The 13,698-nt window shown below is 61.0% G+C and carries 14 protein-coding genes; 7 read left to right on the top strand and 7 right to left on the bottom strand.

Going from position 1 to position 13,698, the window contains the following annotated elements:
* Positions 1-302 (bottom strand): pilus assembly protein PilM (pilM, locus tag PHW99_RS06005; RefSeq protein WP_300174739.1); only part of this gene is annotated, 302 nt, incomplete at its 3' end.
* Between the two features lie 379 nt (positions 303-681).
* Here pilM and PHW99_RS06000 point away from each other — a divergent pair.
* A complete protein-coding gene (locus tag PHW99_RS06000; protein ID WP_300174738.1) occupies positions 682-2,967 on the top strand; it encodes a penicillin-binding protein 1A in 2,286 nt (761 codons plus the stop codon).
* A gap of 3 nt (positions 2,968-2,970) precedes the next feature.
* Here the strand turns inward: PHW99_RS06000 and cyaY are convergent, their stop codons facing one another.
* The gene (gene cyaY, locus PHW99_RS05995) at positions 2,971-3,300 is read right to left on the bottom strand and encodes an iron donor protein CyaY (protein WP_300174736.1); all 330 of its coding nucleotides are present in this window, start codon (positions 3,298-3,300) and stop codon (positions 2,971-2,973) included.
* 12 nt (positions 3,301-3,312) lie between these two features.
* Between cyaY and PHW99_RS05990 the strand changes: the two genes are divergently transcribed.
* Positions 3,313-3,507, top strand: coding sequence for a lipoprotein (locus PHW99_RS05990; RefSeq protein WP_300174734.1), 195 nt, complete (start codon positions 3,313-3,315; stop codon positions 3,505-3,507).
* A gap of 68 nt (positions 3,508-3,575) precedes the next feature.
* On the opposite strand, the gene PHW99_RS05985 is transcribed toward PHW99_RS05990, so the two are convergent.
* The 3 genes from PHW99_RS05985 to PHW99_RS05975 form a co-directional block, all read right to left on the bottom strand.
* Positions 3,576-4,217, bottom strand: coding sequence for a protein-methionine-sulfoxide reductase heme-binding subunit MsrQ (locus tag PHW99_RS05985; protein ID WP_300174732.1), 642 nt, complete (start codon positions 4,215-4,217; stop codon positions 3,576-3,578).
* Positions 4,217-5,221 (bottom strand): protein-methionine-sulfoxide reductase catalytic subunit MsrP, encoded by a 1,005-nt coding sequence (msrP, locus tag PHW99_RS05980; protein ID WP_300174730.1) that lies wholly within the window; start codon positions 5,219-5,221, stop codon positions 4,217-4,219. Before msrP ends, PHW99_RS05985 begins: the two co-directional genes overlap by 1 nt.
* A gap of 175 nt (positions 5,222-5,396) precedes the next feature.
* Entirely contained in the window at positions 5,397-6,026 is a 630-nt protein-coding gene (locus PHW99_RS05975; RefSeq protein ID WP_300174728.1) for a c-type cytochrome, read from the bottom strand.
* Positions 6,027-6,176: 150 nt separating this feature from the next.
* Here PHW99_RS05975 and yihA point away from each other — a divergent pair, with 150 nt between their 5' ends.
* A complete protein-coding gene (yihA, locus tag PHW99_RS05970) occupies positions 6,177-6,836 on the top strand; it encodes a ribosome biogenesis GTP-binding protein YihA/YsxC (protein ID WP_366913091.1) in 660 nt (219 codons plus the stop codon).
* Positions 6,837-6,893: 57 nt separating this feature from the next.
* Here the strand turns inward: yihA and PHW99_RS05965 are convergent, their stop codons facing one another.
* Together PHW99_RS05965 and PHW99_RS05960 are read right to left on the bottom strand one after the other, a co-directional pair.
* Positions 6,894-7,763 (bottom strand): lipid A biosynthesis acyltransferase, encoded by an 870-nt coding sequence (locus PHW99_RS05965; protein WP_300174724.1) that lies wholly within the window; start codon positions 7,761-7,763, stop codon positions 6,894-6,896.
* A 38-nt stretch (positions 7,764-7,801) separates the two neighbouring features.
* Complete coding sequence (locus PHW99_RS05960; RefSeq protein ID WP_300174722.1) at positions 7,802-8,632, bottom strand: lysophospholipid acyltransferase family protein; 831 nt, start codon at positions 8,630-8,632, stop codon at positions 7,802-7,804.
* Between the two features lie 189 nt (positions 8,633-8,821).
* On the opposite strand from PHW99_RS05960, the gene metK reads away from it, so the two are divergent.
* Genes metK through PHW99_RS05940 form a run of 4 tightly spaced genes read left to right on the top strand, consistent with a single transcriptional unit; the run spans position 8,822 to position 13,542 of the window.
* Positions 8,822-10,003 carry a methionine adenosyltransferase gene (gene metK, locus PHW99_RS05955; RefSeq protein ID WP_300174720.1) on the top strand — a complete coding sequence of 394 codons (1,182 nt, stop codon included), beginning with the start codon at positions 8,822-8,824 and terminating at the stop codon, positions 10,001-10,003.
* A 9-nt stretch (positions 10,004-10,012) separates the two neighbouring features.
* Positions 10,013-11,245, top strand: coding sequence for a glycosyltransferase family 9 protein (locus PHW99_RS05950; RefSeq protein ID WP_300174718.1), 1,233 nt, complete (start codon positions 10,013-10,015; stop codon positions 11,243-11,245).
* A gap of 14 nt (positions 11,246-11,259) precedes the next feature.
* A complete protein-coding gene (locus PHW99_RS05945; protein WP_300174717.1) occupies positions 11,260-11,742 on the top strand; it encodes a GtrA family protein in 483 nt (160 codons plus the stop codon).
* Positions 11,743-11,745: 3 nt separating this feature from the next.
* Entirely contained in the window at positions 11,746-13,542 is a 1,797-nt protein-coding gene (locus tag PHW99_RS05940) for a phospholipid carrier-dependent glycosyltransferase (RefSeq protein WP_300174716.1), read from the top strand.
* Positions 13,543-13,698: the final 156 nt, after the last annotated feature.

The following is a 13,698-nucleotide window of genomic DNA, read 5'->3' as shown; positions in this document are numbered from 1 at the left end:
CCGCCAGGGAGCACAATTTTTTTGGTAATGACGGCCGAAGGAGGCAAGGCCATGGCGACATTTTTTGTCTTGGTCCCGCTTTTCTTGACCACACGACGCACGGCATCCGCCACCTCATCGAATTTTTCGATGTTGCCATCCGTGATCCAGCCGCGCTCCAACGGCACGATGGCACAATTCTCCAAAACCATGCCGCCGGCCTTATCGATTCCCAACTCAACCAGCTTGACGCTGGACGAGCTGATGTCCAGCCCCAACATGGGCGGCGGTTGACGACTGAATAACGACCCCAGAGAAAACAACATAAGCCCTTAGACAAACAAGCAAAAAACCGGACCGGTCTTGAGAAATCACTTCAATGCTATCAGCAAGAGCATTGTCACACAAAGATTTTTACGCAATTTACACCTCGCGAGCGTTGCCAAATATGGACGATTTAGGCTGTTCACCATCTAAACTGCATATCAGAACGACCACCAGCCCACTGGCACACTGACGTCAAGGGATACTAACGACTTCATCAGTACCGCTCCCATGCCGACTCTGGTTGCGCGTTAACACGAATTTTTTATGGTCGCCAATACCACCTCACCTCCCCCCTCTGATAAAAACAAGCCGACAGCCAGCCGCCAGCAGCCGTCCCGTCACTGGGCGGTCAGAGCACTCCTGCTGATCAGTGGTATGTTGGTGGCAGGTGCGACCTCCGTGCTGTTGATTCTGGCCATTGCCTTGGCGACAGCCTACCCCAACCTGCCCGACATCTCGGACATGTCGGACTACCGGCCCAAACTTCCCTTGCGCGTTTTTTCGGCAGAAGGTGTGTTGATCGGGGAATTTGGTGAAGAACGGCGCCACCTCACGCCGATTCAGGACATCCCCAAAGTCATGAAAGAAGCAGTTCTTGCCATTGAAGATGCCCGCTTTTACCAGCATGGTGGCGTGGATTACATCGGCGTCGCCCGCGCGGCACTGGCCAATCTGGGGCGCATCAAGAGCCAGGGTGCCTCTACCATCACCATGCAGGTCGCCCGCAACGTGTATCTGTCGTCTGAGAAGACTTACACCCGCAAGATTTATGAAATTTTGCTGACCTTCAAACTGGAGCACCTGCTGACCAAGGATCAGATTCTGGAAATCTACATGAATCAGATCTTTCTGGGCAACCGCGCCTATGGATTTGCGGCAGCATCAGAGGCATACTTTGGCAAACCGCTCAAGGACATCTCCGTCGCCGAGGCGGCCATGCTGGCCGGACTGCCCAAGGCCCCGTCCGCCTATAACCCGATCAGCAACCCCAAACGTGCCAAGTCGCGCCAGCTCTACATCATCGACCGGATGCTGGAAAACGGCTTCATCACCGCCAGCCAGGCTGATGTTGCCAAACGCGAAGAGCTCAAGGTCAAAAATGGCAGCTCTACTGCGGCGGTGCACGCTGAGTTCGTCGCCGAAACTGTTCGCCAACTGATGTTTGCCCAATACGGCCCCGAAACCTACACCCGGGGCCTGAACGTCTACACCACACTGAACGCTGCTGACCAGACCGCCGCCTACCAGGCGCTGCGGCGCGGCATCATGAATTACGAACGCCGGCAGGTTTACCGCGGTCCCGAGAAATTTGTCAGCCTTCCGGGCACCCCAGCTGAGGCAGAGGATGTCATCGACGAAACACTGGCAGAGCATCCAGACAACGGTGATGTGATGTCTGCGGTGGTGCTGGATGCGAATACCAAAAAAATCACCGCCATCCGACAGAACGGGGAAATGGTCGAAATCACTGGTGAGGGCCTCAAACCGGCACAGTCCGGCCTGTCCGACAAAGCCGCGGCCAACATCCGGATTCGCCGTGGGGCGGTCATCCGAGTGGTGCGCACCCCGAAGTCAAGCTGGGAGATCACCCAGCTACCGGAGGTGGAAGGGGCGTTTGTGGCCATTGACCCACGTAGTGGCGCCATCAAGGCCCTGGTTGGTGGCTTTGACTTTGAAAAGAACAAATTCAACCACGTCACCCAGGCGTGGCGGCAACCCGGCTCCAGCTTCAAACCATTCATTTATTCAGCAGCGCTGGAGCATGGCGTCACACCAGCCACCATCATCAACGATGGTCCCCTGTTTTTCAGTGCTGGCGTGACCGGCGGCCAGCCCTGGGAGCCGAAGAATTACGATGGCAAATTTGAAGGCCCCATGTCCATGCGCCACGCGCTGGCCAAGTCCAAAAACATGGTGTCCATCCGGATCCTGCAAACGGTTGGCGCCCAAAATGCCCAGGAATGGATCACCCGGTTTGGCTTTGACGCAGAAAAACATCCAGCCTACCTGACCATGGCCTTGGGTGCCGGCTCCGTCACGCCCATGCAGATGGCCACGGCCTACTCGGTGTTTGCCAACGGTGGCTACCGGGTCAACCCGTGGCTGATCACCAAAGTGACAGACCAGAAAGGCAAGCTGCTGGCAGAAACCAAGGCGCCAGCGCTGGACGACTCCGTTCGTGCCATTGATGAACGCAACGCTTTTGTCATGAGCAGCCTGCTGCAGGAAGTAGCCCGCTCGGGCACGGCTGCGCGCGCCCAGGCCACCTTGAAACGCCCGGACCTTTATGGCAAGACCGGCACCACCAATGACTCCATGGACACCTGGTTTGCAGGTTACCAGCCCACGCTGGCCGCCATCACCTGGGTGGGTTATGACACGCCCAGGAAGCTCGGTGACCGGGAAACCGGCGGTGGCCTGAGCCTACCCATCTGGATCGAGTTCATGGCCACGGCGCTGAAAACAACACCCATCATGGAAGTGCCGGTGCCCGAGGGCGTGGTCAATTCCGGTGGGGAATGGTATTTCACCAATTACGCGCCAGGATCAGGTATCTCCACCTTGGGTTCAGCCAATGAAAGCACGGACAACCAGCCGCAGGTGATCCCGTTGCCCCCCGCTGATGAAAAACGCAAGATACTGGATTTGTTCAAGAACTGAGCATCACGCCGAAAACACCAGCGCCATGCCCGACTGCTCGCTGGCATAACCCGACAGGGATGCAAAAAATTCACCTTGACCCTTGGTGTCCAGCCATTGCTGACCATCCAAGCGGTAGTGGAAACCGCCACATTTCGCCGCCAGCCAGATTTCATGGAGTGGTTTTTGCAAATTGATGACGATCTGGCTGCGATTGGCAAACACCAGTGTGATCATGCCCCCCGAGCGCTGGTTGTCGATGTCGGCCAGTGTCTCGTCGTTGATCCGGTCACAGCTGGCCTCAACGGCCTTCAGCACCCGTTCAGCGGCGTCCATGAATTCTGAGTCAGTCATTACAATCCTGCCATGTCGAAGTGGACTCAAATTCTAGTGCGCACGCTTGTCCTTGGTGTTGTCGCGGTCAACTTGCTGGCCTGTGGGCAGCAAGGCCCCTTGTATTTGCCAACCCACCCCGCCGCCGCCAACCGCGCCAGCCTGCCGGACGCGCTGCTGCCCGCCACGGATGCGGCCAGCCGCCCCAAGCCGGTGCAAACACCCTGAGTCACCAGCCTCAGCCGGTCAAATAATTGCTATCTAAAACATAGCAACAAAATGAATGAATACGTGGGCTAACGCCTGTTTTTATTCATCAACCGCACAACTCGCCAGCCCAGCAGAAGCACCAGCACCAGCCCATAAACGGCCACCTCGGCAAAATCATTTTTGCCCGCCCGCATCCAGAAAAAATGCAGCATCGCCAGCACCGCCACCGCGTAAACCAGCCGGTGCAGGCGCTGCCAGTTTTGCCCCCCCAGCGCCCGAATGGCGCGGTTGAACGAGGTCAGCGCCAGCATGGACAGCAGCACAAAAGCCAGAAACCCCACCAGGATGAATGGCCGCTTGGCAATGTCGCGGATGATCTCCGGCAGCTCGAACCCCATGTCAAACCAGCCGTAACTCAACAGATGCAGCGTGGCGTAAAAATAGACAAACAAACCCAGCATGCGCCGTAGGCGCGCCAGCGCCGGCACCTGCAACACCACCCGTAGCGGCGTCACCGCCAGCACCAGACACAAGGCGCGCAAGGTCCAGTCGCCAGTGGCTCGCACCAACGCCTGCGCCGGGTTGGCCCCCAGCTGATCGGCCACCACGGCCCAGACCAGCAGGCCCAACGGGCCAAGCAGCAACATGAACACCAGTGGTTTGGCCCCAGGCTGCTGGCACAGCGTATTCAAACGCGTGCGCCAGTGCCGTTCACGCACCGTGGTCATCAGAAATATTTCTTCAAGTCCATCCCGGCATACAACTGCCCGACCTGGGCTTCATACCCATTGAATGGCAATGTTTTGCGCTTGCGGGCAAACAGCCCGTCTTCACCAATGCGGCGCTCGGTCGCCTGACTCCAGCGCGGGTGATCCACATCCGGGTTCACATTCGAATAAAACCCGTATTCCCCGGGCGCGGCCTTGTTCCAGGCGGTCTGTGGCTGCCTGTCGGTGAAACGGATCCGGACCAGGCTCTTGCCACTCTTGAAGCCGTATTTCCAAGGCACCACCAGGCGTACTGGCGCCCCACTCTGCTTGGGCAATACCTCACCGTACATGCCAAAACTCAGCAGTGTCAGGGGGTGCATGGCCTCATCCAGCCGCAGCCCTTCCACATACGGCCAATCCAGCACGCGCGAACCCACACCGGGCATGGTCTTGGGGTCGGCCTGGGTGACAAACTCCACGTATTTAGCGCTGCCCAGCGGCTCCACCCGCTTGACCAGCTCGGACAGCGAGTACCCGACCCATGGAATCACCATCGACCAACCTTCGACACAACGCAGGCGGTAAATCCGCTCCTCCTGCGCGCTGAGTTTGAGCAGGTCCTCCAACGTGTAGCGAGCCGGCTTTTTGACCAATCCCTCGACCACCACGGTCCAGGGGCTGGTTTGCAGCGTGTGGGCATTTTTGGCCGGATCGGCCTTGTCCGTGCCAAACTCGTAATAGTTGTTGTAGCTGCTGGCCAGCTTGTAATCCGTCACTTTGTCCAGGCTCATGGCGCCGGGAACCTTGGACAGGCTGCGGGCCAAGGCGGCATTCTGCCCCGGTGGTGTCACACCAGCGGCCTGAGCCAAAGACTCGCGCGCTGCCCACGACGCCAGGGTGGCGCCCGCTGCCCCGGTGAGCATTCGACGCACCAGTTCACGCCGGGTCTGGTAAACCGCCGGGGCGGTGATGTCGCTTGGAACGGCATGGTTGAAGCCGCTGTGATCCGTTTTGATGAACATGGTGTAACCCTTTCGATGCTGCTTAGTCGCCGGAGAATAGACTTTCTTACATGAGTCTGCTCGACCAGGGACAAGCGCCAGCCGCCCCGTTCACGCATCACATGGGCAAAAAAAATGGGCCGTCAGAAACGGCCCGCCTACAGAGTGTGCCCGGGTCAATCACCCGGCACTGGGTTCAGCGCAATCCGGCAATGTAATCGGCCACTGCCTTGATCTCGCGGTCATTGAGCTTGGCCGCCACCTGGGTCATCTGCACACTGTTGGCGCGGCTGCCATCACGGAAGGCATTGAGCTGGGCCACCGCGTAATCCGCATGCTGGCCACTCAGGCGGGGGTATTGGGCCGGGATACCGGCGCCGTTCGGGCTGTGGCAACCGGCACAGGCGGGAATCTGGCGATCTGCAATCCCGCCACGGTAGATGCGTTCACCCAGCAGCACCAGTTCTTTTTCCTTGGCAGCACCTGGTGTGGCCTTCTTGCTCCCCAGCCAGTAGGCGATGTTTTTCATGTCGGCGTCGCTCAGCGGCGCGGCCATACCATTCATGACGGCATTGACACGTTTGCCGGCCTTGAATTCCTGCAGTTGCTTGACCAGATATTCAGGATGTTGTTGTGCCAGCTTGGGATTCACCGGAATCAGCGAATTGCCGTCCGGTGCGTGGCAGGCGGCGCACACCGTTGCGAAGCTGGCCTCACCCTTGGCCAAATCCGGCTTGGCGGCAGCAGCCGGTGCTTGTTGCGCAAAGCTGGAAAAAGCCGTCGCGGCCAGTGACGCAGCGATCATGAATGTGGAAATGAGCTTCATAGTGAATACGGTCAGGTCAGTGTTGCAAAACCGGGTAATTCTACAATGCGACAATTCTCTCTAACTTACTGAATGACTAAGCACCCAAGCCCAGCCGACACCAGCCCGGCCACCATCGTGCCGCCGGCCCGTCCTGAAATCACCGCCCCACTGGCGCTGGGCTGGCTGCATACGGCCAGATTTCTCACCACCGCCCCGCAACTGCACTTCCTGCCGCCACTGAGCGTGCCTGAAATTGCGTTTGTCGGCCGCTCCAACGCCGGCAAATCCACCTGCATCAACACCCTGACCCAGCAAAAGCAGCTCGCCTTTGCCTCCAAAAAACCGGGACGCACCCAGCACATCAACCTGTTTGCCCTGGGCAAACAGGGGGTGACCGACGCCGTGCTGGCCGATTTGCCGGGTTACGGCTACGCCGCCGTGCCCAAGCAGGACAAGATCCGCTGGCAACAGGTCATGGCCAACTACCTGGTCACACGCGAGAACCTCAAAGCGATTGTGCTGATGTGTGACCCGCGCCACGGCCTGACCGAGCTGGATGAAATCCTGCTCGACGTGGTACGCCCCCGGGTGGAAGAAGGCCTGAAATTCCTGGTGATCCTGACCAAGGCCGACAAACTCACCCGCGCCGAGCAGAGCAAGGCCCTGTCGATCATGAAATTGCAGGCCGGTGGCGGTGAAGTGCGCCTGTTTTCAGCCACCAAACGCCAGGGCATCGACGAAGTGGCCACCCTGCTGTGGCAATGGGCTCACCCGGACGCCCCTGCAGCGGCCACAGTACCGGTTGTCAACACAACACCCACTCCTTGATTTTGCTATCCAATAAATAGCTAACCAATCAATATCTATCCGGGCTAGAGGCCCATTTTACTCATAAACCGGCCGCTCTCCCGGTGGCCGGTCCTTGAACCGTTTGTGCACCCAGTAATACTGCTGCGGCATGGCGTCAACATAGGTCTGCAGGCAGGCATTCATGCGCGCCGTGTCGGCCTGGGCATCTGCCCCCGGAAAGTCCGGCCAGTGTGGCAACACCTGCACCTCGTAGCCAGTGGCGGTCAGGCGGGTCACCACCGGCACCACCTTGGCACGCCCGAGCCGGGCAAAACGCGACAGGCTGGGCACGGTGGCAGCGCTGACGCCGTAAAACGGCACAAACACCGATTCATGCGGACCAAAGTTCATGTCAGGCAGCAGATACAACGGCTCCCCGGCACGCAGGGCTGCCACAATCTGCTTGACCCCATCTACACGGCCAAACAGGCGCACCGAGCCAAAACGCTGGCGTCCCGCCAGGATCCAGGCGTCCATGACCTTGTTGGCCTGGTCGGTGTAGATGGTCGTGAAACGGCGCGGCAATTGCTGCGTCAAAGCCGTCCAGCCAGCGTCCAGCCCGACAAAATGCGGCGCAAAAATCACCACCGGCTCACTGCCTGCCAGTTCGTGCACCGCACCAGACAAGCGCAGCCGCTGGCGCACCCGCTCGGGTGTGCCATGCCAGAGCCAGCCCCGGTCCAGCCAGGCTTGGGCAAAACAAACAAACACCTGGCGCGTCAGGGCACGTCGCTGCGTCGGCGTCAATGAGGGAAAGCACAGGCGCAGATTGGTGTCCACCACACGGCGGCGTGACCCCACCAGCCCATACAACAACCACCCCAGCAGCCGTCCAAGCGCACGAACCCAGGCCAACGGCAACCAGGCCAGGCCACGCATCAACAGCAAACTGAGCTGACTCATCATTCTCGAAACACCCCCTGACATGCCGGACGCCAACGCCTTCACAGGCTCTCGCGCGGCTGCTTGTAGCGCGCATAACCCCAGAGGTATTGCTGCGGGCACTCCTCGATCAGCGCCTGCATGGCCTGATTCACCAACGCCACCGCCTCGGGCAAATCGGCAGGCAACGATACCGCCAGTGGCCGCACATGGACCCGGTAGCCACGCCCCCAGCTCAAACGTTCCCCCCAGGCCAGCAACACATTGGCGCCGGTCTGCTGCACCAGCCGCACCGACAGCGTCATGGTGTAGGCGTCCCGACCAAAAAATGGTGCCATCACACCCATGCCTTGAGGGGGCACCTGGTCTGGCAACAACCCGACCCATTCCCCCTTTTTCAGGGCCTTGATCATCTGCTTGACACCCGCGAGCGTCGTCGGCGCGGTCTGCACGCCCGGACGCTGGCGCGCGCGCTCCACCAGCGCCCGCAGCCAGGCCTGGCGCGGCGGGCGATACAGCACCGTCATGGTTTTGCCCAGGTGCCCGAATCGCTGCACGTAAGCCTGGGAGGCGATCTCAAAACACCCCAGATGCGGCGTCAGGAACACCACCCCCCGATCCTGCCGGAGCGCCTGATCGGCGTAGGCTTCTCCGTCCCACAAGATGCGGACCGGGCGGCCCAGCCACAGCCGCGGCAATTCGGCCAGCATCTTGCCGCTCTCCCCCACAGCAGGCAGCCAGGCCCGTGCGCCCAGTCCGGCCTGGCGTGCGTTGTCCAGAAAACGGCGGCGGTAGCTGCCGGACGCGGCAAATGCCCCCCAGCCCAGCAGCCAGCCCAGGCCATGCAACACCCCCAGCGGCAACACAGACAACAGTTTGAACAAGGACATCATGGGGTGAGATAAACTACGCAAAGTCGCTGAGTTATGGAACTACTTGCAGGGCGACACCCACAGAGGCAGCCCAACAGGCCGCCATTGTGCCTTGTCAAAACTTTGACAAATCTGCTAAAGCGTTCGCTGACAGCTCCTCAAGCCCAGGCAACGCAACCCGGTTGTTAACTTTTTTAGGAGCATCAAGCCATGGCGAACGATTTTCTTTTCACGTCCGAATCCGTCTCGGAAGGTCACCCCGACAAGGTCGCCGACCAGATTTCCGACGCGATTCTGGATGCCATTTTCAAACAAGACCCCAAATCCCGCGTTGCTGCGGAAACCCTGACCAACACCGGTTTGGTGGTACTGGCCGGTGAAATCACCACCAACGCCAACGTCGACTACATCCAGGTCGCACGCGACACCATCAAGCGTATCGGCTACGACAACACCGAATACGGCATCGACTACAAAGGCTGCGCCGTGCTGGTGGCCTACGACAAACAAAGCAACGACATCGCCCAGGGCGTGGATCACGCCTCTGACGACCATCTCAACACCGGCGCTGGCGACCAGGGTCTGATGTTTGGCTACGCCTGCGACGAAACCCCCGAGCTGATGCCCGCGCCGATCTACTACGCCCACCGGCTGGTCGAGCGCCAGGCGCAGTTGCGCAAGGATGGCCGTCTGCCGTTCCTGCGCCCGGATGCCAAGAGCCAGGTCACAATGCGTTACGTCGATGGCAAGCCGCACAGCATCGACACCGTGGTGCTGTCCACCCAACACAGCCCGGAAATGAGCCTGGGACACGTCATGACCGATGCCTTTTACGAGGCCGTGCGCGAAGAAATCATCAAACCCGTGCTGCCCAAGGAATGGCTGACCGCCGACACCAAATACCTGATCAACCCCACGGGCCGTTTTGTCGTGGGTGGGCCGCAAGGTGATTGCGGCCTGACCGGTCGCAAGATCATTGTCGACACCTACGGGGGTGCCTGCCCACATGGCGGCGGCGCTTTCAGCGGCAAAGACCCGACGAAGGTGGACCGCTCGGCCGCCTATGCGGCCCGCTACGTGGCCAAGAACATCGTGGCCGCCGGGCTGGCCAAGCAGTGCCAGATCCAGGTAGCCTACGCCATCGGTGTGGCGCACCCGATGAACGTGACGGTCTACACCGAAGGCACAGGTGTCATTCCCGACGAGCAAATTGCCGCCCTGGTAAGCCTGCACTTTGACCTGCGCCCCAAAGGCATCATCCAGATGCTGGACCTGTTGCGCCCGATCTACGAGAAGACGGCGGCTTACGGCCACTTCGGCCGTGAAGAACCCGAGTTCACCTGGGAGCGGACCGACCGCGCCGAGCTGCTGCGCGACGCTGCCGGGCTGTAAACCGCGCGGATGAAGCTGCAGACACAACGCTGGATTGACCGCTGGGTTGGCCAGGTCCTGTGTGCCGTCGTGTCGCTCTGGGCACGGCTGGTGTCTGGCCGCCAGGCGGTGCGCATGCCGGCCAACCCGCGCCACATCCTGGTGATCCTGTTGTCCGAAATGGGCAGCGTGGTGCTGGCCGGCCCGATGTTTGCGGCGCTGCGCCAGCGTTACCCCGGTGTCACTCTGCATGTGCTGCAGCTCAAGAAAAATCAGGAAGTTGCCAAGCTGCTGGGGCTGGCCCGGCCGGAACACCTGCATGCCCTGGACGACAGCGCCGGCCTGGGACTGCTGGGTGATATCTGGCGCGTCAGCCAGGCGCTGCGCGCCTTGCCGCTGGACGCGGTGATCGACTGTGAACTGTTTTCCCGTGTCAGCAGCCTGATGAGTTACCTCAGCGGTGGCCCCTTGCGTGTTGGATTCACCCCCCATACCCAGGAAGGTTTGTACCGTGGCAGCTTCATCAATCGCGCCATTCCCTACAACCCCTACCAGCACATCACCAAACAATTTCTCTCGCTGGTGGATGCGCTGGACGACGCCGCCATGCCGCGCAACAAGGCAGCCCCGATCCGCGAGCTGCCCGCCGACACCGGCTTGATGGTGCCGTTCGAGCCGACAGAACTACAGGCCTACCAGCAAAAAATGCTGGCCGATCACCCCCCACTGGCAGGACGCAAAGTGGTGCTGTTGTATGCCGGCGGCGGCCTGCTGCCCGAGCGGGCCTGGCCGGCAAGCCATTACGCCGCCGTGGCCCGTGGCCTGTGCGCCGCCGGCCACGCCGTCGGCCTGATCGGCCTGCGTGATGATGCCGAGCTGGCCCGCCAGCTGCAGGCCCAGGTCAACAGCGGGGCCTGCGTTGATCTGACCGGTTATACCCGCAGCATCCGCGAACTGCTGATGCTGTTTCACGCCGCCAGCCTGCTGATCACCAATGACGGTGGTCCGGGCCATTTTGCTTCGTTGACGCCGATTCGCACCATGGTGTTTTTTGGTCCCGAAACCGGCCGCCTGTATGGTCCACTGGGGCCACGGGCGCAGATCCTGGAATCGGGCATTGCCTGCTCTCCCTGCCTGTCAGCCTACAACCACCGGCTGACTTTTTGTGATGGCGACAACCAATGCCTCAAGCGCATCGCTCCCGACCCTGTGCTGGCGGATGCCCTGCACGCCCTCGGCCAAGACCGTCCAGACACGCACTGATGCGTGCGTCTTCCATGCAAGATTTTGTTGTTTCGGCCATTGAATGGCTCAAGGGTTTTCGCTATATCAAATTTGGCCTGGTCGGCGCCAGTGGCACCGTGGTCAATATGGCCATGCTGTATCTGGCGCAGGAATTCCTGTTTGCGCCCATCGCCGACCCGCGCCAGCGTCTGTACGCCTCGCTGGCGTTGGCCATTTTCGTCGCCACAGTCAACAACTTCACCTGGAACCGGCTCTGGACCTGGGCGGACCGCGTCAAGGCGGCCCATGCGCACCACCTGCATCTGGAAACCACGCCCTGGCAAGTCCTGGCCGGACAGTTTGGCCGTTACACCCTGGCGTCCTGGCTGGGTATTGCACTGCAATACGGCCTGACGCTCTGGCTGTCGCACAGCCTGCACTATCTGCTGGCCAATGTGCTGGCCATTGTGGTGGCCAGCGTGAGCAACTTCCTGGCCAATGACCGCTGGACCTTTGGCCACCGTGCGCCAAAATAGCGCATGCCTGTGCCCGTCTTGATCGCTCCGACAGCAAGTTCCCGCGCCACCGCCTCCCGCTGGCCCTGGCTGCTGCTGTTGGGCCTGGCCATCGCCGTCTACCTGCTGGGGCTGGATGGCCAATATGTGCCCACCAATGGGGATGAACTGGTTTACACCCACATTGCCCGGCTGACCGCCGCCAGTGGCCACTGGCTGCCGCTGGTGTCCGAACTCGACCACATGCGCAACACCAAACCGCCGTTGCTGTTCTGGCAGGCGATGCTGGCGGGTGACTGGGGCGCCAACTGGCACATGGCGGCCCTGCGCGCGCCCAGCGTGGGCTACACCTTGCTGACTGCCGGCGTTATTGGCGCCATCGTCCAGCGCATCAGCCGCGATCACCGCAGCGCCCTGCTGGCGGCCTGTGTTTATCTGGCGTTCTTCTGTACCTTTCGCTTTGGCCGTACCTACCTCACCAGTGCGCCCGAAACCTTTTGGCTGAACCTGCCCGTGCTGGCGCTGCTGTGGTGGCGACTGGGTCAGGCCCCTGAGGCCGACCAGCCGCCCCGTCAGCTGGGGTGGCTGGTCCACACCGGTTTTGGTCTGGCCATGGGGCTGGGCCTGGCCTACAAGTCCTTTGCCCTGATCGCCCCGGCCGCCGCCACCCTGTGGTGTGCGCAATTGGCCATCACACCCGGCATCACCAGACGCGCCGTGCTGGCCATCAGCGCCAAAGTCGCGCTGAGTACGCTCATGGCCCTGGGCATTTTTGGTCTGTGGTTTGTGCTCGACCCTGACCCCGCAGCGGTGTGGCAGGAATTTGTCCTGGGTGAAAACGCCGGCAAACTCAGCAACAGCGCAGGCTACTGGCACACCGCCCTGTTTGGCGGTGGCTTCAGCATCTGGGCGCAAAGCCTGGGTTATGTGCAAAACGCCGGCCTGCTGGCTTTTGTGGTGTTGGGATTGATGGGCCTGGGGCTGCAGCAAGGCCTGTTGACCTGGCGTAGCAAAACCACGCGCACGCGCCTGCCGGTGCACCTGACCCTGCTGCTGGTGTGGCTTGGCGTGTGGCTGCTGGTGTTCACCCTGCCAAGCCAGCGTTCGGCGCGTTACCTGATTCCGGCCATGCCCGCTTTGGCCATGCTGATCGCGCTGTATTGGCAGCGTATTGCCCGCGGCTGGTTTGTGCCGTCGCTGCTGTTGTGCGGGGTTTTCATCGGTGTGCTGGGGCGCATTGCCTGGGCCGAGCACGAACTGGCCATTGGCAACACAGCCGAGCTGATCGCGACCCAACTCGCCGTAAGCTTTGGTTTGATGCTGGTCGTGCTGGGGCTCATCAGACCGGCCTGGACGCGTGCCTGCACCCTGGCAGCCACACTCACCGTCTTTGCCGTGTTGGGTCTGACCACCGCACCACTGAACGGGCCATCAGGTCGCTACACCGCAGCCAACATCGCGTCCGTGAAGCAGCAGCGCCTTGCCGTGCCCAGCAGTTTTAATGGCCAGTTTGAACGTTTTGAATTCCTGTTGCCAGGCAACCACTTTGTGCCTTATGACGGTGATGCACTGGGCAGCCACCCTGCCCGCGACAACGCCCAGACGCTGCAGCACCTGCTGACCACACACGACGCGGTGGTCTGGCTGCAAACCCGTGCCGAAACCACCCAGCCCCTGTGTCTGCCGGGCTGCACGGTATTGGCCGAACGCTGGGAGGTCAAAGGCCGTCATCAAAGTGGTGAAATCACCCTGGCCAATGTCTGGCACCCTCAGCAATGGCTGTTCCGGCGCGAATGGCTGGTGCAGCGCAGCACCCCTTAGGCCGGTTCAGCCCCGCCCCCGCCTCCAGCGCCAGAAACGCCGCAAGCCGGCCAGTTGCAAGCCCGTCCACAACCACGGGTCCAGCAAGGCATCCCACACATTGCCGCTGGGCAGGCGCGTCACGGCAAACAGCAACAACACCGTGGCCAAGACCAC

It is taken from the genome of Rhodoferax sp. (assembly GCF_028689305.1).
In the GTDB taxonomy this organism is placed as follows: Bacteria; Pseudomonadota; Gammaproteobacteria; order Burkholderiales; family Burkholderiaceae_C; genus Rhodoferax.
This window is presented reverse-complemented; position numbering and strand designations above follow the sequence as displayed.

Bases quoted from the DNA above. Each gene is read 5' to 3' on its own strand.
- PHW99_RS05975 (WP_300174728.1), bottom strand. From the start codon at position 6,026: ATGAAGCTCATTTCCACATTCATGATCGCTGCGTCACTGGCCGCGACG.
- PHW99_RS05990 (WP_300174734.1), top strand. From the start codon at position 3,313: ATGTCGAAGTGGACTCAAATTCTAGTGCGCACGCTTGTCCTTGGTGTT.
- PHW99_RS06000 (WP_300174738.1), top strand. From the start codon at position 682: ATGTTGGTGGCAGGTGCGACCTCCGTGCTGTTGATTCTGGCCATTGCC.
- msrP (WP_300174730.1), bottom strand. From the start codon at position 5,221: ATGTTCATCAAAACGGATCACAGCGGCTTCAACCATGCCGTTCCAAGC.
- PHW99_RS05965 (WP_300174724.1), bottom strand. From the start codon at position 7,763: ATGATGAGTCAGCTCAGTTTGCTGTTGATGCGTGGCCTGGCCTGGTTG.
- cyaY (WP_300174736.1), bottom strand. From the start codon at position 3,300: ATGACTGACTCAGAATTCATGGACGCCGCTGAACGGGTGCTGAAGGCC.
- metK (WP_300174720.1), top strand. From the start codon at position 8,822: ATGGCGAACGATTTTCTTTTCACGTCCGAATCCGTCTCGGAAGGTCAC.
- PHW99_RS05960 (WP_300174722.1), bottom strand. From the start codon at position 8,632: ATGATGTCCTTGTTCAAACTGTTGTCTGTGTTGCCGCTGGGGGTGTTG.
- PHW99_RS05950 (WP_300174718.1), top strand. From the start codon at position 10,013: ATGAAGCTGCAGACACAACGCTGGATTGACCGCTGGGTTGGCCAGGTC.
- PHW99_RS05945 (WP_300174717.1), top strand. From the start codon at position 11,260: ATGCAAGATTTTGTTGTTTCGGCCATTGAATGGCTCAAGGGTTTTCGC.
- PHW99_RS05940 (WP_300174716.1), top strand. From the start codon at position 11,746: ATGCCTGTGCCCGTCTTGATCGCTCCGACAGCAAGTTCCCGCGCCACC.
- PHW99_RS05985 (WP_300174732.1), bottom strand. From the start codon at position 4,217: ATGACCACGGTGCGTGAACGGCACTGGCGCACGCGTTTGAATACGCTG.